The sequence below is a fragment of the Sphingomonas sp. genome (assembly GCF_035944535.1).
Classification (GTDB): Bacteria; Pseudomonadota; Alphaproteobacteria; order Sphingomonadales; family Sphingomonadaceae; genus Sphingomonas_B.
Window position 1 is genome coordinate 48,662 of the sequence record NZ_DASZBC010000005.1, and the last position, 18,356, is coordinate 67,017.

Annotated in this window: 16 protein-coding genes and 1 tRNA gene; 8 read left to right on the forward strand and 9 right to left on the reverse strand. The window is 66.7% G+C overall.

The window, feature by feature from the left end; translation table 11 throughout:
• Positions 1 to 10 precede the first annotated feature (10 nt).
• Both VGT77_RS03885 and ndk read right to left on the reverse strand, forming a co-directional pair.
• Positions 11 to 2,038: a PBP1A family penicillin-binding protein gene (locus VGT77_RS03885; RefSeq protein ID WP_327459769.1), complete on the reverse strand. Its 2,028-nt coding sequence runs from the start codon at positions 2,036 to 2,038 to the stop codon at positions 11 to 13.
• A gap of 165 nt (positions 2,039 to 2,203) precedes the next feature.
• Positions 2,204 to 2,626 carry a nucleoside-diphosphate kinase gene (gene ndk / locus VGT77_RS03890; RefSeq protein WP_327459771.1) on the reverse strand — a complete coding sequence of 141 codons (423 nt, stop codon included), beginning with the start codon at positions 2,624 to 2,626 and terminating at the stop codon, positions 2,204 to 2,206.
• Between the two features lie 92 nt (positions 2,627 to 2,718).
• On the opposite strand from ndk, the gene VGT77_RS03895 reads away from it, so the two are divergent.
• Positions 2,719 to 3,636, forward strand: coding sequence for an MBL fold metallo-hydrolase (locus VGT77_RS03895; protein WP_327459772.1), 918 nt, complete (start codon positions 2,719 to 2,721; stop codon positions 3,634 to 3,636).
• Here the strand turns inward: VGT77_RS03895 and VGT77_RS03900 are convergent.
• Positions 3,633 to 5,081 carry a leucyl aminopeptidase gene (locus tag VGT77_RS03900; protein WP_327459773.1) on the reverse strand — a complete coding sequence of 483 codons (1,449 nt, stop codon included), beginning with the start codon at positions 5,079 to 5,081 and terminating at the stop codon, positions 3,633 to 3,635. The two genes, VGT77_RS03895 and VGT77_RS03900, sit on opposite strands and share 4 nt — an antisense overlap.
• A 154-nt stretch (positions 5,082 to 5,235) precedes the next feature.
• Between VGT77_RS03900 and VGT77_RS03905 the strand changes: the two genes are divergently transcribed.
• The 4 genes from VGT77_RS03905 to rsmA all read left to right on the forward strand — a co-directional run bounded on the left by VGT77_RS03905 (position 5,236) and on the right by rsmA (position 10,713).
• Complete coding sequence (locus tag VGT77_RS03905) at positions 5,236 to 7,464, forward strand: LPS-assembly protein LptD (protein ID WP_327459775.1); 2,229 nt, start codon at positions 5,236 to 5,238, stop codon at positions 7,462 to 7,464.
• A gap of 69 nt (positions 7,465 to 7,533) precedes the next feature.
• The gene (locus VGT77_RS03910) at positions 7,534 to 8,874 is read left to right on the forward strand and encodes a peptidylprolyl isomerase (protein WP_414713354.1); all 1,341 of its coding nucleotides are present in this window, start codon (positions 7,534 to 7,536) and stop codon (positions 8,872 to 8,874) included.
• Positions 8,861 to 9,883, forward strand: coding sequence for a 4-hydroxythreonine-4-phosphate dehydrogenase PdxA (gene pdxA / locus VGT77_RS03915; protein ID WP_327459777.1), 1,023 nt, complete (start codon positions 8,861 to 8,863; stop codon positions 9,881 to 9,883). Before VGT77_RS03910 ends, pdxA begins: the two co-directional genes overlap by 14 nt.
• Positions 9,868 to 10,713 (forward strand): 16S rRNA (adenine(1518)-N(6)/adenine(1519)-N(6))-dimethyltransferase RsmA, encoded by an 846-nt coding sequence (gene rsmA, locus VGT77_RS03920; protein WP_327459779.1) that lies wholly within the window; start codon positions 9,868 to 9,870, stop codon positions 10,711 to 10,713. The genes pdxA and rsmA overlap by 16 nt, the downstream gene beginning before the upstream one ends.
• A gap of 19 nt (positions 10,714 to 10,732) precedes the next feature.
• Here the strand turns inward: rsmA and VGT77_RS03925 are convergent.
• Positions 10,733 to 10,809: transfer RNA gene (locus VGT77_RS03925), tRNA-Arg, on the reverse strand.
• An 81-nt stretch (positions 10,810 to 10,890) separates the two neighbouring features.
• Here VGT77_RS03925 and VGT77_RS03930 point away from each other — a divergent pair.
• Positions 10,891 to 11,376, forward strand: a complete 486-nt coding sequence (locus VGT77_RS03930; protein ID WP_327459781.1) for a hypothetical protein — start codon at positions 10,891 to 10,893, stop codon at positions 11,374 to 11,376.
• On the opposite strand, the gene VGT77_RS03935 is transcribed toward VGT77_RS03930, so the two are convergent.
• From VGT77_RS03935 to tpiA, 5 genes are all read right to left on the reverse strand, one after another.
• Positions 11,366 to 11,914 (reverse strand): gamma carbonic anhydrase family protein, encoded by a 549-nt coding sequence (locus VGT77_RS03935; RefSeq protein ID WP_327459783.1) that lies wholly within the window; start codon positions 11,912 to 11,914, stop codon positions 11,366 to 11,368. The genes VGT77_RS03930 and VGT77_RS03935 overlap by 11 nt on opposite strands.
• Positions 11,902 to 12,447, reverse strand: coding sequence for a GNAT family N-acetyltransferase (locus VGT77_RS03940; RefSeq protein WP_327459785.1), 546 nt, complete (start codon positions 12,445 to 12,447; stop codon positions 11,902 to 11,904). Before VGT77_RS03940 ends, VGT77_RS03935 begins: the two co-directional genes overlap by 13 nt.
• On the reverse strand, positions 12,444 to 12,800 hold the full coding sequence (locus tag VGT77_RS03945; protein WP_327459787.1) for a cupin domain-containing protein: 357 nt from the start codon (positions 12,798 to 12,800) through the stop codon (positions 12,444 to 12,446). The genes VGT77_RS03940 and VGT77_RS03945 overlap by 4 nt, the downstream gene beginning before the upstream one ends.
• On the reverse strand, positions 12,800 to 13,912 hold the full coding sequence (locus VGT77_RS03950) for an S-(hydroxymethyl)glutathione dehydrogenase/class III alcohol dehydrogenase (protein WP_327459788.1): 1,113 nt from the start codon (positions 13,910 to 13,912) through the stop codon (positions 12,800 to 12,802). Before VGT77_RS03950 ends, VGT77_RS03945 begins: the two co-directional genes overlap by 1 nt.
• Positions 13,913 to 13,978: 66 nt before the next feature.
• Positions 13,979 to 14,722 carry a triose-phosphate isomerase gene (tpiA, locus tag VGT77_RS03955; RefSeq protein WP_327459790.1) on the reverse strand — a complete coding sequence of 248 codons (744 nt, stop codon included), beginning with the start codon at positions 14,720 to 14,722 and terminating at the stop codon, positions 13,979 to 13,981.
• 127 nt (positions 14,723 to 14,849) lie between these two features.
• Between tpiA and VGT77_RS03960 the strand changes: the two genes are divergently transcribed.
• Together VGT77_RS03960 and VGT77_RS03965 are read left to right on the forward strand one after the other, a co-directional pair.
• Positions 14,850 to 16,796, forward strand: a complete 1,947-nt coding sequence (locus VGT77_RS03960; protein ID WP_327459792.1) for a peptidylprolyl isomerase — start codon at positions 14,850 to 14,852, stop codon at positions 16,794 to 16,796.
• A complete protein-coding gene (locus VGT77_RS03965) occupies positions 16,793 to 18,313 on the forward strand; it encodes an anthranilate synthase component I family protein (protein ID WP_327459794.1) in 1,521 nt (506 codons plus the stop codon). Before VGT77_RS03960 ends, VGT77_RS03965 begins: the two co-directional genes overlap by 4 nt.
• Positions 18,314 to 18,356: the final 43 nt, after the last annotated feature.

The following is an 18,356-nucleotide window of genomic DNA, read 5'->3' on the forward strand; positions in this document are numbered from 1 at the left end:
ACGGCAAGCTTCAGCGTTCGTCCTCGGGGCCGACGGGCTCGAGCTCCGGGGGCAGCGCGCGTGATTCGGGCGGCGGCGGCAGCGGCTCGTCGTCGGAGGGCTCGGCGGACACCGAGAGGCCGTCTTCATCGACCGAAATGCCGAGCTGGACGGGCCCCAGATCGGCCGTGCCCGCCATGCTGTTCTCGTCGATCACCACCGGCTCGGGGTCGACCGGCGCCGGCACCTTGATCGCCGCGCCGGGGATCGCCCGGCTCATGAAGTCGCGCCAGACGCGCGCTGGTGCGCCGCCACCGGCGAGCCCCGGGATGGGCTTGTTGTCGTCGCGACCGACCCAGACGCCGACGACCAGATCGCCGGCAAAACCGACGAAGATCGCGTCGCGTGCATTCTGGGTGGTGCCGGTCTTGCCGAAGCTTTCGACCGACAGCCGCGCCGCGCGCCCGGTGCCCCGCTCGACAACGCCAGACAGCAGGTCGAGCAGCATCTCGCGGTCACGTCCGCTCAGCCGCTTCGGCCGGTTCCAAAGCGAAGCGATGAAGCCCTGCGGCTCCTTGGGCAGGCCATAGGCGCGCACCGGGAGATTGTTGCCCGCCACCGCGGCGAAGGCCGAAGTCAGCTCCAGCAAGGTCGTGCCCGATGTGCCGAGCGCGAGACTGGGATGATCGGCGAGCGGGCTCGTAATGCCGAGATCGCGCGCGGCCTGGATCACCGCCTTGCGCCCGACCTGATCGGCGAGGCGCGCGGCAGCGACATTGCTCGACAAGGCAAAGGCCTGGCGCAAGGTAATGCGGCCGCGATAGCGCCCGTCATTGTTGGTCGGCGACCAGCCATCGATCGTCACTGGCCGATCCTCGACAAAGCTGTCCGGCGTCATGCCCGAGCGGAGCGCCGCCAAATAGACGAACAGCTTGAAAGTGGAGCCGGGCTGGCGCCGCGCCTGCGTGGCCCGGTTGAACGGACTGTCCTTGTAGTTGCGACCGCCGACCATCGCGACGACGCGGCCGTCCGGCCGCATCGCGACCAGCGCGATCTGCGCGCCCTTGATCGCCCCGCGCCCGGTGGCGGCGATCGCGATCTTTTGCAGGCGCGTGTCGAGCGTCGTCTGGATTTCCTGCCGCTCATAGACGGCGCCCGCCTGGTCGCGCGCCTTCGGCATCACCCAGTCCGCAAAATAAGTGCCGGTCGGCATCGAACGTTCACGCTGCACCTTAAGCCGCACGACCGGCTGCGACCTGGCCGTAGCTTCGGAGATGAAGCCGGCGTCTGCCATAGCCTGCAGCACCAGCCGTCCACGCTGCCGCGCGCCCGAAAGGTTCTTGGTCGGAGCGAGCCGCGACGGCGCCTTGACCAGGCCTGCCAGCATGGCGGCTTGGCCCATGGTCAACTCGCTGGGATCGCGGCTGAAATAGTGGCGGGCCGCCGCGCGCAACCCGTAGACATTGTCGCCGAAATAGACGTTCGAGAGATAGCGTTCCAGGATCTCGTCCTTGGTCAGCCAGGCCTCAAGCCAGAACGCAATCAGCAACTCCTGCGCCTTGCGCCCGAAGGTGCGGCGATCGTTCAGGAATGCGTTTTTCGCCAGCTGCTGCGTCAGCGTGCTGCCCCCCTGCGATACGCCGCCTCCGACCAGATTTCGCCAGGCCGCCCGGCCGATACCCCGGATCGAAATGCCGATGTGAGTCCGGAAGCTGCGGTCTTCGATTGCGATAAACGCCTGCGGCACATGCTTGGGCAGCTCGCTCATCTTCACCGGTTGAGCGAAGATCGCGCCCTTGCGCGCAATCGGCGTGCCGTCGCTGGCGAGCAGAGTGATGCTCGGCGCCGCGATCGGCTGCAGCGACCGGCTGAGCGGCGCCGTAATCGCCAGCCAGGCGATCGTCAACATGAAGAGAAGCAGGACGCCCGCCGCGATATAGCGCTTGCGGAGCCAGCGCCGGCGCGGCGGCTGATCGGGCTCGGCGTCAGGCAACGGATCGAGCGGCGGCAGCGGGTCGAGCGCATCGAACCGCTCGTCCCAATCCAGATCATAGCGCATGCGATCGTCCACAGGTCGTCCCGCCGTGTCTTATCGCGCTACTACAGTGAACGCACGCTGACACAAAGAGAAACCGTCATGCCGAACTTGTTTCGGCACAAGCTTTCCCGGCGACAATGCGGCGGAAGCCTTGTCCCGAAACAAGCTCGGGACGACGGTCCGGTGTCAGCCGACGATCTCTTCGTCCTTGAAGAAATAGGCGATCTCGATCGCGGCATTCTCGTCCGAGTCCGAGCCATGAACCGAGTTGGCCTCGATCGACTCGGCGAGCTCCTTGCGGATCGTGCCCGGCGCGGCGTTAGCCGGGTTGGTCGCCCCCATAATGTCGCGGTTGCGCTGCACGGCGTTCTCGCCTTCCAGCACCTGCACCACGACTGGGCCCGAAATCATGAACTCGACGAGATCGTTGAAGAAGGGGCGCTCGCGATGGACGGCGTAGAAGCCTTCGGCCTGCTCGCGGCTCATCCGGATGCGCTTGGAGGCGACGACGCGCAGGCCCGCATCCTCCAGCATCTTGGTGACGGCGCCGGTCAGGTTGCGGCGGGTGGCATCGGGCTTGATGATCGAAAAGGTGCGGTTCGCGGCCATCGCCGTGCTGCTCCGTCTGTCTGAATGTGGGAAGTGGCGCTCCCCTAGTCAGGCGGCCCTGCTTATGCAAGCTTCGCAGCGGGGGAGACGCTATGCGCAAATGGCTGCTGAGGATCGTCGTGGCGCTGGTGGTGCTGGCGGGTGCGGCGATCTATTGGCTCTTCTACGACAACCGATTTCCTTGGGAAGGCCGGTTCACGATCGATCTGCAGGCAGTGCGCAAGGAAGCCGCGCGACTGCCAGGGCCCGCGCCGGTCCGCATCGAAACCGAGACGCTCGCTCATCGGCGCGTGCCGAAGATCGCGATGGTCGGCGGCAGCGATTGGCGCGAAGTGGACATCGTCCAGCTCAGCCACCGGCTGGTCTATCCCGAGCGCTCGATCCTGATCGACACCGGCTTCGATGCCGCGACGGCCGCCCGATTCCAGGTCGACAGCTATGACCAAGCCTCGTGGCGGCGGCTGGTCCGCGCAATGGATTGGGCCAGTGCCATCGTGATTACCCACGAGCATTCGGATCATCTGGGCGGGCTCGTGAAGGGTCCGAGCCTCGCCCGCGTCCTGCCCAAAGCCCTGCTCAATCCCCAGCAGTTCGCGGAAGGTCCGCACATCCGTCCGCTCGCTTGGCCCGCCCCGGCACGCCGCGGTTACAAACCAATGGACTATTCAGGCATGCGGGCGATCGCGCCCGGCGTCGTGCTGATCCGCACGCCGGGGCACACGCCAGGGTCGCAGATGATCTTTGTGCGCAGGGCGGACGGTCGGGAATATCTGTTCATGGGCGACACCGCGTCACTTGCAGCCAATGTGCGCGAACAGCGCATCCGCTCCCGCTACATCACCGACTTCATCACGCACGAAAACCGCCGCATGGTGATGCTGCAGACGCGCGAACTGGCGCGGCTGGCGCGGGAAAATCCGGGCCTCGTGCTGGTTCCCGGCCATGACGCGGAGGCGATCTCCGCCATGCAGCGGGCCGGTCTCCTCAGCAACGGTTTCGCGGTGCGTTAGGCCTGCTCGAAATTGTCCGCGACGAACCGGTCGAGCAGGCGCACGCCATAGCCGGTCGCGCCCTTGTCCCAGATGCTCGACGGCTTGGACGACCAGACCATCCCGGCGATGTCGAGATGCGCCCAGCGGACGCCTTCGTCGACGAAGCGCTGAATGAACTGCGCGGCGGTGATCGAGCCCGCCTCGCGCGGCCCGACATTCTTCATGTCGGCGATCGGGCTGTCGATCAGCTTGTTGTACGCGTCGCCCAGCGGGAAGCGCCACAGCAGGTCGCCTGTCGCCTTGCCCGCGGCGATCAGCTGGTCCGCGAGCGAGTCGTCATTGGCGAACAGGCCGCCATGCTCATTGCCCAGGCTGATGATCATCGCCCCGGTGAGCGTCGCCAGATCGACGATCGTGCGCGGCTTATGATTCTTCTGAACCCAGGTGATCGCGTCGCAGAGTACGAGGCGGCCTTCCGCGTCGGTGTTGATTACTTCGATGGTCTGGCCCGACATGGACGTAACCACGTCGCCGGGACGCTGCGCCTTGCCGTCCGGCATGTTCTCGACGAGCCCGCAGACGCCGACGACATGCGCCTTGGCCTTGCGCAGCGCGAGCGCCTTCATCGCCCCTGCGACCGCGCCCGCGCCACCCATGTCCCACTTCATGTCTTCCATGCCGGCGGCTGGCTTGATCGAGATGCCGCCGGTATCGAAGGTCACGCCCTTGCCGACCAGCGCGAGCGGTTCCTTCACCGCCCCGCCGGTGCCGTCCCAGCGCATCACCAGCAGCTGCGCTTCCTTCTCCGAGCCCAGGCTGACGCCGAGCAGTGCACCCATGCCGAGTGCCCGCATCTCCTGCTCGCCTAAGACGGTGATCTCGACGCCGAGCTCTTCCAGATGGCGGCAGCGTTCGACGAAGGTCTGCGGGTAGATGATGTTGGCTGGCTCGCTGACCAGCTCACGCGTCAAGGACACGCCTTCGACCACCGCCCGCTGCCGCTCCCAGGCGCTGCCGTCGGCGCCGACGATGACCAGTTCCTTCAGGCTCGGCCGCTGCCTGGCCGGCAACTTGGTGCGATAGCGGTCATGCCGCCACCCGCGCAGACTCGCCGCCGCAGCGAAGGTTGCGGCTGCCTCAGCGCCGGCACCATTCAGGTCGACGACCAATGTCTCCGTGCCCGAAGTCAGCAATCGCGCCACCAGCGCACCCGCGGCCTTCTGCAGGTCGGTCGCTTCGCCCTTGCCGGTGCCGACGATCAGCAGCCGCCGCGTCGTACCCTGATCGGCGACGAACAGCTCGACCAGCGATCCGGCCTCGCCCTCGAAGCGCGATGCCTTGAGTGCGTCGGCGACCAACTGCCCTGAACCCTCCGGCACACCGGCAGGCGACCCGCCGCCGGCGACGACCAGCGCCAGATCATAGCTGCCCTGAGGACGGGCATCGGCGAAACGAACCTGCATCGAGACTTCCTGTTGCAAAACGCTACTGGTCCACGCCTCTAAGCCTCCCTGCGCGCCCCGCAAGCCCGTCAGAACGATTTGCAGCCCGCCCGCTTGAATGCGATAGGCGCCGCCACAGCCAAATGGCGCGACGATCAACGGGTTCGGGGTAGGCGTGAAAGCAAAGCGGGCGATCTGGCTGGTGGGCGCGGCATGGAGCTGGACCGCAGCCGCGCAGGACCTCCAGGACCGTCCGGCCGATCCGCCGCCGCCGCTCGCCGATCCGGCGCCCGCCGAAGCCAATATGGTCGATTTTAGCGCCGAGCAGCTGGAATATTTGAATGAGACGGAGACAGTCATCGCGTCCGGCGATGTGCGGATGTTCCGTGACGGCAATCGGCTCCGCGCAGACAGGATCGTCTGGAACCGAGCGACCGGCGAGGTGCGCGCCGAGGGGAATGTCGCGGTCACCAATCCGGAAGGAGACGTCGCCTATGGCGACTCCGTTCAGCTGACCGATACGCTGCGCGACGGCGTCGTCGACAATCTGCTGGTGGTGCTTGAAGGCGGCGGCCGTCTCGCCGCTGCCCGCGGCACCCGCCAGGGCAACCTCTACACGCTCGAAAATGCCGCCTACACCGGTTGCCCTGTCGAGGAGCAGACCGACTGCCGGCCCAAAGAGCCGAGCTGGAAGATCACGGCCGTTCGCGTCACCTATGACACCGGCCGCAAGCGCGTCTTCTACCAGGGCGCGCGCATGCATCTGTTTGGGCTGCCGCTCATTCCCCTGCCGCTGCTCTCCCATCCGACCGGTGGAGAAGGCGGCAGCGGCGTGCTGGTGCCAGACGTGCGGTTCAGCCGGGTCAACGGCTTCGAAGTCGCCCTTCCCTATTATTTCAAGCTTTCGCCCAACCGCGACCTGACGATCACGCCGCATATCTACTCGAACGTCCTGCCCGCACTCGGTGCGCAGTATCGGGCGCTGACCGGGAAGGGTGCGTATCAGATCGGCGGCATGGTCACCTATAGCCGCCGCCAGCCCGCGGACCTCTCGCCTGGCACGACATCGGAACGCGACATCCGCGGCTATTTCGATGCGAGCGGCCGCTTTCAGCTCGATCCCTATTGGAACGTCAGCGGCTCCATCCGCCTGACTACCGACCGCACCTTCCTGCGGCGCTACGACATCACCCGCGACGACCGGCTGCGCTCGACGGTCAGGCTGGAGCGGATCGATCCGAACACCTATTTCTCGCTGACCGGCTGGGCGACGCAGACGTTGCGCATCAACGACCTGCAGGGGCAGCAGCCGATCGCCTTGCCCGAACTCGATTTTCGCCACCGGCTGACCGATCCCTTCGTCGGCGGCCGGGTCGAGCTGCAGGTCAACACGCTCGCCATCGGGCGCAGTGACGGGCAGGACACGCAGCGCGCCTTTGCCAGCGCCCGCTGGGACCTGCGGCGGCTGACGCCCTGGGGGCAGGAAGTGACGCTCACCGCTTATGCGCGGGGCGATGTCTATCACTCCGACGAGAATGCGCTCTCTCCCACGCTGATCTACCGCGGCAATCCCGGCTGGGAGACTCGCGCGATCGCCGCCGCTGCGATCGACATCCGCTGGCCCTTGGTCGGCCCGATCGGCGAAGGCACGCAGCGGATCACCCCGCGTATCCAGTTCGTCGCCACGCCGCCGATCCGCAACATGAGCATCCCGAACGAGGATGCCCGCGCGATCGAACTCGAGGATTCGAACCTTTTCGCCCTCAACCGTTTTCCGGGCTACGATCGGTTCGAGGACGGCGCCCGTGTCACCTATGGCGTCGACTATGCGCTGACCCTGCCCGGCATCGCGATCGACGCCAATATCGGCCAGAGCTATCGCCTCTCCGACCGGCCGGAGCTGTTCCCGAACGGCGTTGGCTTACGCGTCAATCTATCCGACTTCGTCGGCCGCACCACCGTCCGCTTCCGCGACTTCGTCTCGCTGACGCACCGCTACCGGTTGGACAAGGACAGCCTGGCGGTACGCCGCAACGAGATCGACGCCACGGTCGGCTCGCGCTCGACCTATGTCCTGATCGGCTATCTTCGCCTCAACCGCGACATCGACACTGCAATCGAGGATTTGCGCGACCGCGAGGAGCTGCGAGTGGGAGGACGGGTGCAGATCGGCCGCTATTGGTCGGCATTCGGCTCCGCCATCGTCGATCTCAGCGACCGGCGCGAGGACCCGCTGCTGACTGCCGACGGGTTTCAGCCGATCCGGCACCGGCTGGGCATCGCCTATACCGATGATTGCCTCGATCTGGGCGTCACCTGGCGCCGCGATTACCAGAACACGGGCGATGCGCGCCGCGGCAATACTTTCCTGCTAAGGCTTTCATTCAAGAACCTGGGCCGCTAAGCCACCGTTCAGCCGCTCCAGCCTAGCCGAGGCGCAGTGCTTTCCTTGTCGTCAGGATATATTTCGAACGTGACCGCTTCATTTTTTCGCCCGCTCAAGGGGCTGTTGCTTGCCGCCGTGGCGATCGGTTGCGCCGCCATTGCCCAGACCAACGAAGCCAATCCGGCTGGTGGTCTCAACATCCCGGCCGATGTCGTGGTGTTCGGCCGCAACGATCCTGGCGTCCGCAAGCCCACCGCTATCGTAAATGGCGACATCATCACCCGCACCGATGTCGAACAGAGGCTGGCGCTCATTCTGGCGGCCAATGCCAACACCCAGCTTCCCCCTGAGGAGATCGAGCGGCTGCGCACTCAGATCCTGCGCAATCTGATCGACGAGGTGCTGCAGATTCAGGAAGCCAAAGCCAACAAGATCGACGTTACCCGCGAGGAGGTGACTCAGAGCTTCGAGCGCGTGGCCCGCAACTTCAAGCGGACGCCTCAGCAGATGTCGGAATATCTGACGCAGATCGGATCGTCCGAGAACTCGCTGAAGCGCCAGATAGAGGGCGAGCTTGCTTGGAACCGCCTGCTCCGCCGCCGCATCCAGCCTTTCGTCAATGTGGGCCAGGAAGAGGTTCAGGGTATCATCGCGCGGCTGAACGCGGCCAAGGGCGCCACCGAAGTGCGCGTCGGCGAGATTTTCCTGTCGGCGACGCCCGAAACGGCGCCCGAAGTCAGCAACAATCTGCGGCGCATCATGCAGCAGGTGCAGCAGGGCGGTTCCTTCACCGCCTATGCGCGGCAATTCTCCGAGGCGTCGACCGCGGCCGTCGGCGGCGATCTCGGCTGGGTGCGGCCGGAGCAGCTGCCGGAGACGCTGGCGGCGACCGCGCGCGACCTGGCGGTCGGACAGTTGGCTGGTCCCATCCAGGTGCCGGGCGGCTTTTCGGTGCTCTACATGATCGACAAGCGTCAGGTGCTGACCGCCGATCCGCGCGATGCGGTGCTGGCGCTGCGCCAGCTTTCCATCTCCTTCCCTCCTGGCACCACGCGCGAAGCCGCAACAGCCAAGGCGGCCGAGTTCGCGACCGCGACCCGAGGCATTGCGGGCTGCGGCGCCGCGCAGAAGGTCGCCGAGCAGCTCGGCGCCGAGATGGTCGACAATGACCAGGTGAAGATTCGCGACCTGCCGGCGCAGCTCCAGGAAATGATGATCTCGCTACAGGTGGGTCAGGCGAGCCCGCCCTTCGGTTCGCCGGAGCAGGGCGTGCGCGTGCTCGTCGTGTGCGGCCGCGACGATCCGCAAGTAGCGGACGGACCGAACCCTGAGACGATCATGGCGCAGCTGGAAGAGCAGCGCGTGAACATGCGGGCGCGGCGTTATCTGCGCGACCTGCGCCGGGACGCTGTGGTTGACTATCGCTGAGACCTGGACCGATGCGCCACTGACTGTCGCGCTCGGCGACCCGGCCGGCATCGGTCCGGAGATCGCGGTCAAGGCTTGGCTGGCCAAGGATCGCGAAGGCTTGGCTCCCTTTTTCGCGGTGGGCGATGAACGGTCGATTGCGTCCGTGTGGAGCGGCCCGGTGCACCGGATCGACAATCCTGCAGAAGCGCCGGCGGTGTTCGGCCGCGCCCTGCCGCTCCTGTCGGTCGAGGATGGCGGCGAGATCGTGCCGGGTCAGCCCAATCTGGAGGGCGCCCGCTGCTCGCTGGACTCGCTTGAAGTCGCGACCGGTCTGACCCGCTCCGGCGCCGCCTCCGCGCTCGTCACCGGTCCTGTCGCCAAGGCACAGCTTTACGCGATCGGCTTCAGCCATCCGGGCCAGACGGAGTTCGTCGCCGAACGCTGCGGCATCGCGCCCGAGAATGTCGTGATGATGCTCGCCGGACCCGATCTGCGCGTCGTGCCCGTCACCACGCACATGCCGCTCAGCCAGGTCGCGCTGAGCCTCTCGACCGAAGTGATCGTTGCTAAGGCGCGGACCACCGTGCGCGGACTGCAGCGCAATTTCGGCATCGCCCAGCCGCGGCTCGCCTTTGCCGGCCTGAACCCCCATGCCGGCGAGAGCGGCGCGCTGGGCACCGAAGAGATCGACGTGATCGAACCGGCAATCGCTGAACTGCGCGCCGAGGGCGTGGACGTGGCGGGGCCGCTGGCTGCCGACACCATGTTCCACGCACGCGCGCGCGCGAACTATGACGCCGCTATCTGCCTTTATCACGATCAGGCGCTGATCCCGCTCAAGACCCTCTATTTCGACAGCGGCGTTAACATGACCTTGGGCATCCCGATCGTTCGCACCGCGCCCGATCACGGCACCGCATTTGCGATCGCCGGCAAAGGGCAGGCACATCCCGGCGCGATGATCGCCGCCCTCCGCCTCGCCGCTCAGGCCGTTGCGCAACGCAAGCTGGAATGCTGCCCGGCTTGAGCCCGCTGCCGCCACTGCGGGAAGTAATCGCGCGCCATGGGCTCAGTGCCAGCAAGGCGCTGGGCCAGAACTTCCTGTTCGACGAGCAGCTTCTCGATCGCATCGCCCGCATTCCCGGCGACCTGAAGAACCAGAAAGTGCTCGAGGTCGGTCCCGGTCCCGGCGGCCTCACACGCGCGCTGCTTCGGGCCGGAGCGGAGGTCGTCGCCATCGAACGCGATGCGCGCTGCCTCCCCGCTTTGGCGGAGTTGGGCGACTGGGCGCCGGGCCGGCTGCGCGTGATCGAAGCGGATGCTCTGAAGATCGACGCTCAAAGCGAACTTGGCGGCTCCGGGCACATCGTTGCCAACTTGCCCTATAATGTCGGCACCGCCCTGCTCGTCGGCTGGCTGACACTGGAGCAATGGCCGCCCTGGTGGCGTTCGCTTACGCTCATGTTCCAGAAGGAAGTGGCCGAACGCATCGTCGCTTCCCCCGGCAGCGACGCCTATGGACGGTTGGCGGTGCTCGCCCAATGGCGATCGCAGGCCCGAATTGCGATGAACGTTCACCGGTCGGCCTTCACACCACCGCCCAAGGTGATGAGCGCGGTTGTGCATATCCTTCCAGCCGAGCAGCCGCCCGGCGTCCGCGTCACAACACTGGAACGGCTAACCGCAGCCGCCTTCGGCCAACGCCGCAAGATGCTCCGCCAGAGCCTCAAATCGGTACCCGGCGCCATCGAAGCCGCCGAGCGCCTGGGGCTCGACACGGCACGCAGAGCCGAGACGATCGACGTCGATACCTTCGTCTCCCTCGCGCGCGAGCTTGAAGCTGCCAACCGGGGCTGAATTCCGTCGTCGGAGAGAATGGCGCGCCCGGAACGATTCGAACGTCCGACCCTCAGATTCGTAGTCTGATGCTCTATCCAGCTGAGCTACGGGCGCGTGGGAAGCGGCGACATAGGCGGGTGGCCGCAAGGATGCAAGACCATTGCGACCCTGACGCGCCCGGCCTAGTCGGCGGCAATGAAAAGGCTTCTCGCACTCCCTCTCCTGCTGGCCGCCGGATGTGCTCAAAATGCGATCGCGCCCTCGCTCGCGCGGCGGCCGATCGAAAGCCGCGACTTGAATGCTCCGCCGGCTGAAGCAGCCGCTCCCGCTGCCGCCGACGCGGCGCTGGCACGCGAGATCGCGACGCTGGTCGAGCGAGCCGAAGCCGGTCAGCGCGCATTCGCCGCGCTGCTGCCAAGGGCGCAATCGGCTGCGGCGAATGCTGGCGCGGACGGGAGCGAGAGCTGGGTCGCCGCCCAGCAGTTGTTGAGCGCGCTCGAAAGCTCACGGGCCGAGACGGGCGCTGCCTTGGCCGGCGTCGATGCGCTTCTTTCGGCGCGAGTGCAGGCGCGGAGCGATGCAGGGCTCGCCGAGCTTCAGGCGGCAGCGCAGCGGATCGGCGCGCTCGCCGAGGCTCAGCAGGATGTGATCGACTCGCTGAGGGCGCGAATCAGCCGCTGATCGCCGCGCTATGCGCACGGCCGTTTTCGACATAGTGGGTGACGCCCATGGCGTTGCCGGCAATCTCGGCGTCGCTCAGTTCACGCATCAGCCGGGCCGGCCGCCCGCCCCATAGTTCGCGCGTTCCGATGCGCTTGCCGGGTGTCAGCATGGCGCCGGCCGCAAGCATGCCTTCGCCGTCGATCGCGCAGCCGTCCATCACGATAGCGCCCAGGCCCACAAAGGCGCGATCCGCGAGCACGCAGCCATGCACCATCGCGAGATGTCCGATCAGAACATCCTCGCCGATAATCAGCGGATGTCCTTCGGGCGCGCCAGGACGCGGAGAATCGACATGGCAGACGCTGCCATCCTGGATGTTCGTGCGCGCGCCGATCCTCATGAAGTTCACGTCCGCGCGCAGCACGCAATTATACCAGATGCTGACATCGGGCCCGATTTCGATGTCGCCGACGAGCCGGCAGCCGGGCGCAATGAAAGCGCTGTCATGGATGCGAGGGCGCTTGCCGTGGATCTCGATCAGGCTCACTCCGTCCATTCGTGCCTCCCGATGCGATAGACGACATGGCGGCCATAAAGCGGCATGTCGAAATCGTGTTCCGGCATCGCCCTCATGCCGATGCGCTTCATCAAACCCCATGACCCGGCATTGTCCGCCAGGGTCATGGCATAGACGTGCTCCATGCCGAAGCGGGTAAAGGCGAGGTCGAGCGAAGCCATTGCGGCCTCGCGCGCATAGCCCTGACCCCAAACGCCTTCGCGAAGCCGCCAGCCAATCTCCGGCTGGCCAAGGATGGCCGATGGCGCGCCCTCGGCCGCAAGCGTCTTCAGCCCGCAGAAGCCGAGGAACTGGCCATCGTCCCGGCGTTCCAGCACCCAGAAGCAATAGCCATCCTCATCCTCGCTCGCGCGAATGCGGCCGACTGCCGCCTCGATCTCCTCGCGCGTCTGCAAGCCGCCCAGAAAGCGGGTCACCGCGGGCGTGTTGCACGCTTCCTCGAAGGCGTCGACATCCTCATCCCGCCAGCTGCGCAGCACCAGCCGCGGGGTTTCATGGCGAAAGCCGCTCAAATCTCGACGGCGGCCGTTGCGGTCGCCGGATCGCCGGTGTTCGGCAAGTCCCTGGGGTCGATCAGCAGCAGCTTGGCCTCGCCATGACGGGCGCAGGGCCGATGCTCCACGCCGCGCGGCACGACGAACAGCTCGCCTTGCTCGAGCGTTACGGTCCGATCGCGCAACTCTATGTCCAGCACCCCTTCGAGCACCAGGAACAGCTCGTCGGTCTCCTCATGCCGGTGCCAGACGAACTCGCCCTCGACCTTTACCAGCCGCACTTCATTGTCATTGTAGCGCGAGACGATCCGCGGCGCCCACTGATCGCTGAAGCCGGCCAGCTTCTCGGCCAGGTTGACCTTTGCGGCCATCAATACACCACCACTGACCGGATGCTCTCACCCTTGTGCATCAGGTCGAAGCCTTTGTTGATCTCGTCGAGGCTCAGCACATGGGTAATCATCGGGTCGATCGCGATCTTGCCGTCCATATACCAGTCGACGATCTTCGGCACATCGGTGCGGCCCTTGGCGCCGCCGAACGCCGTGCCCCGCCAGTTGCGGCCGGTGACGAGCTGGAAGGGACGCGTCGCGATCTCCTTGCCGGCTTCCGCCACGCCGATGATGATCGAGGTGCCCCAGCCGCGGTGGCAGCATTCGAGCGCAGTGCGCATGACTTCGGTATTGCCGGTCGCGTCGAAGCTATAGTCCGCGCCGCCGTCGGTGATCTCGACGACCCTGGCGACGATCTCCTCTCGGCTCATGCCCCTGGTGTTGAGGAAGTGGGTCATGCCGAACTGGCGGCCCCATTCCTCGCGATCGGGGTTCAAGTCGATGCCGACGATCTTGCCGGCCCCGGCGAGCCTGGCGCCCTGGATGACGTTCAGCCCGATCCCGCCCAGCCCGAACACGACGACAGTGTCGCCGACCTGCACCTTGGCGGTGTTGACGACGGCGCCGACGCCTGTCGTCACGCCGCAGCCGACATAGCAGCTGGTCTTGAACGGCGCGTCCTCGCGGATCTTTGCGACCGCAATCTCCGGCAGCACGGTGAAGTTCGAAAAGGTCGAGCAGCCCATATAGTGGAAGATGGTCTGCCCCTTGTAGCTGAAGCGACTGGTGCCGTCCGGCATCAGCCCCTTGCCCTGGGTCGCGCGGATCGCGGTGCAGAGGTTCGTCTTGCCGGACAGGCACGATTTACACTGGCGGCATTCGGGCGTGTAGAGCGGGATGACGTGATCGCCGGGCTTCACCGATGTCACACCGGGTCCGACTTCTCGCACCACACCGGCACCTTCGTGGCCCAGGATCGACGGAAAGATGCCTTCGCTGTCGAAGCCGTCGAGCGTGTAGGCGTCGGTATGGCAGATGCCCGTCGCCCTGATCTCGACCAGCACCTCGCCCGCTTTGGGTCCTTCGAGATCGACCTCGACGACCTCCAGCGGCTGCTTGGCTTCAAACGCTACGGCGGCGTGTGTCTTCATGGCTTAACCCTCCCGGCGAGATCCTGCCCGCTTTTACGTTCGGCCTCGGCTTTGGCAATCGGCCGCTCAGCCCTTCGCTGCAGCCACGACGATCGGGACGAAGTCGGCCGCGGTAAGGCTGGCGCCTCCCACGAGCGCACCGTCGACGTCCGGTACGGCCATCAGCTCGGCCGCGTTCGATGCCTTGACGGACCCGCCATAAAGGATGCGGACCTGATCGGCAGCGTCACCAAGCAGCCCGCGCAGCTTGGCGCGGATGGCGGCATGGATCTCGGCGACATCCTGCACGGTCGGCGTTCGCCCGGTGCCGATCGCCCAGACCGGCTCATAGGCGACGACAAGACGCTCGGCAGTCGCACCCGGCGGGATGGAGCCGTTAAGCTGTTCCTCCACCACCTGCACCGCCCGGCCGGCGAGCCGCTCCTCCTCCGTCTCGCCGATGCAGACGATCGCGATGAGGCCTGCGCCGATCGCCGCTTCAGCCTTGGCCCGCACCAGCGCGCTGGTTTCGGCATGGTCGGTGCGCCGCTCGCTGTGTCCAACGATGACGAGGCTCGCACCCGCTTCCTTCAGCATCGCGGCGGAGACGTCGCCGGTATGCGCGCCCTTGTCGTTTGGGTGCACGTCCTGCGCGCCTATGCTCAGATTGCCCCGCGCCGCGGCAGGCGCGACCAGGGTGAAAGGCGGGCAGATGGCGACGTCGACCTCCGGGTTGGTACGCGCCGCCGCTGCGATCGCGTCCAACTCGGCGAGCTGAGCCAGGCTGCCGTTCATCTTCCAGTTGCCCGCCACCAGCTTGCGTCGCGTCATGTCGTCCGATCCTCACCTGATTGAACAGGCCGGTTAGGGGAGCGTGGGGCCGGCGCGCAAGCACCCCGCTTGTCCGCCCGGACGGTGCGCCCTAAAGCACGGCTTTCCCTGCTGACCTGGACGCTCAATGCTCAACTTCTTCCGCCGCCTGTCCAAATCCAAGCTGGGCGGCCTCGTTTTCGCACTCTTCCTTGCAGCGCTCGTGTTCGGCTTCGCCGCCGCGGACATCCAAAATCTCGGCTTCAGCGGCGGCACCGCGAGCGGCGACACGGTCGCCAAGGTCGGCCGCGCCAGCATCAGCTATGCCGAACTGCAGGACCGCGTGCAGCGCGCCTATGACAATGCCCGGCAGGAGCGGCCAGAGCTGACGATCCAGCAATTCGTCCGCCAGGGCGGCGTCGACCAGGTCGTCGCGCAGATGACCGACAGCCTCGCTGTCGAGCAGTTCGCACGCGCGCAAGGCATCGGCGTCAGCCGCAAAATGGAAGACGCGCAGATCGCCGCCGCGCCTGCCTTCAAAGGGCTGAACGGCCAGTTCGACCAGAGCGCCTATGAAGCCTTTCTGGCTCGCCAGCGCGTGTCGGAGAAGCAGCTGCGCGCCGATCTCGCCCGCGACCTCTATTTGAGCCAGGTGCTGGTGCCTTCGACCGGCGCGGCCTTGGCGCCGGCGAGCCTCGCCCTCCCCTATGCCTCGATGCTGCTGGAGCAGCGCAGCGGGCGTGCGCAGTTCGTCCCAGCCGCCGCCTTTCGCGGCACGACTCCTACCGATGCGGAGATCGCCGACTTCTACCGCCGCAACGCCGCCCGCTATACCATCCAGGAGCGTCGCGTGATCCGCTATGCGCTGATCGACCGCGCCACGTTCGAAGCCGCCGCGCAGCCAAGCGAGCAGGAAATTGTTGCCGCGTTCCAAGCCAATCAGGCGCAATATGCCGGCAAGGAGACGCGGACGATCAGCCAGGTGATCGTTCCGACGGAAGCGCAGGCGCGAGAGCTGGCGGGGCGGATCGGCAGCGGCACGCCGATCGCCGATGCGGCGCGCGCGCTTGGCCTTGAGTCCGTCACGCTCAACGATCAGACCCGCGACGATTACGCCAAGGCCAGCTCTGCGGCGGTCGCGGCAGCCGTCTTCGGCACCGCTCAGGGCAAGGTCGCTGCCCCGGCCCGCTCCGGTCTCGGCTGGCACGTGGTCCGTGTCGATGCGGTGACAAACACCGCCGCCCGGACTCTCGATCAGGTTCGGGGCGAGCTCGTCACTCAGCTTAAAGCCCGCATGTCGGAACAGGCCTGGGCCGACGCCGTCGCCAAGGTCGAGGATGCGCTGAACGGCGGCGCGACCTTCGACGAGGCCGTGGCTGCCGCAAAGCTCCAACCTTTGGTGACCTCGCCGCTTCTCGCCACAGGCCGCAGCCCGGATGGCGGGGACGCTCCGCCCGCTCCGGATCTCGCCGGCGTGGTCAAGTCCGGCTTCTCGATGGAGGCCGAGGACGACCCGGTCGTCGAGCAAGTGGTGCCGAACCGCGTCGCCGCGATCGTCAAGACGCAGCAGGTGATCGCACCGGCGCCGCGTCCGCTCGCCCAGATTCGTGAGCAGGTCGTCGCCGACCTGCTCACCGAGCGCGGACTCGCTGGGGCACAACGCGCCGCCGCGGCAATCGCGACGCGCGTCAACAATGGCGCCCAACTTGCTCAGGCCGCAGCTGCCGCCGGCGCTCCGCTTCCGGCTCCCACTGCGCTGAGCGGCCGCCGCGGCGAGACGCTGCAGCAAGGCCGGCCGGTAGCCCCCCAGCTCGCCGCCATGTTCGGGACGCGGCGCGGCAAGGCCAAGATCGTCGCCGCGCCGGATCGCAGCGGCTGGTATGTCGTGACCGTGGACAATATCGTGCCCGGTGATGCACGCGGCCAGCCGCAGCTGATCCAGGCGACGCGCGCACAACTCGCTCCCGTTCTGGGTCAGGAATATACGCAGCAGCTCGCGGCAGCCGCCCGCCGCTCGGTCGGCATCGACGTGAACGCCGCGGCCGTCGCACGGCTGAAGAGCGAGTTGATCGGCACAAACGCGCTCGCACAGTGACACGCGAGCGCAGCGACGATGCCGAATGTGTCGCCGCACTCGCGGCAAGCCGTCCGGCGTTTGTCTGGCGCCGGCAGATCGCCGACATCGATACGCCGGTTTCGGCTGCTCTGGCGCTGATCGAACCCGGTCGCGGCGACTTCCTGCTGGAATCGGTCGAGGGCGGCCAGACCCGCGGGCGGCACAGCCTGATCGGCCTCGCCCCGGACCTCGTCTTCACCGCACACGGCGACAAGGCACAGGTCAATGGCCGGGAGCTGAGCGCAGGTCCGGTGGAGGCGCTCCGGGCGCTGGTCGCCGGGTGCCGGGCCGAAGTCCCGCCCGAGCTGCCGCGTGCGCTTGCCTGCCTGGTCGGCTATTTCGCCTATGAGACGGTCGGGCTGATCGAGCGTCTGCCCCGCCCGCCTGCGAACCCGCTCGACCTCCCTGATATGCTGTTCGTACGCCCGACCCTGATCCTGGTGTTCGATCGGTTGGCGGACGAGTTGTTCCTGATCGCGCCGCTTTGGCCGGGCGATGGTGAGCCGGGCGCGCGGGTGGCCGATGCCTGGGACAGGATCGATGCTGCGGCGGCGCGACTCTCCTCACCCGTTCGTTTCGAGCGAAGTCGAGAAACGGAGTCACGCGACCAGGCGCTTCTCGACTTCGCTCGAAGCGAACGGAGCTTGTTGGAGCCCGTCATGGCGGAGGGCCGCTACCGCGACATGGTCTCGCGAGCTCAAGACTATATCCGCGCCGGCGACATCTTCCAGGTCGTGCTGGCGCAGCGCTTCACCGCGCCCTTCCCCCTGCCGCCATTCGACCTTTACCGGGCGCTCAGGCGGATCAACCCCTCGCCCTTCCTCTACTTCCTCGACCTGCCCGGCTTCGCACTGATCGGTTCCAGCCCCGAAATCCTCGTGCGCGCTCGGGACTGCGAAGTGACGATCCGCCCGATCGCCGGCACGCGCCCTCGCGGCAAGAGCGCCGCCGAAGATGCGGAGAACCGTGACAGTCTTCTCGCCGACCCGAAGGAGCGCGCCGAGCATCTGATGCTGCTCGATCTCGGCCGCAACGATGTCGGGCGGGTGGCCGAGGCAGGCAGCGTACGGGTGACCGACAGTTACACGGTCGAGCTCTACAGCCACGTCATGCACATCGTTTCGAACGTGGTCGGACGCTTGCCGGCTGACCGGGACGCCATCGATGCGCTGTTCGCGGGCTTCCCGGCCGGAACGGTCTCCGGGGCACCGAAGGTCCGCGCCTGCGAGATCATCGCAGAACTAGAGCCGGAAACACGTGGCGCCTATGCGGGCGGCGTCGGCTATTTCTCACCGGACGGTTCGATGGACAGCTGCATCGTGCTGCGCACCGCCGTGGTGAAGGACGGCACCATGCACGTCCAGGCGGGCGCAGGCATCGTTGCCGACAGCGACCCGGCCTATGAGCAGCGCGAGTGCGAAGCCAAGGCCGGCGCGCTCTTCGCCGCTGCCCGGGAGGCGCTGCGCCGCGCCGCGGAACCCGGCTTCGGCCAGTAGAAACGAAAAGGCCCGGCGAGTTTCCCCGCCGGGCCCTTCTGTT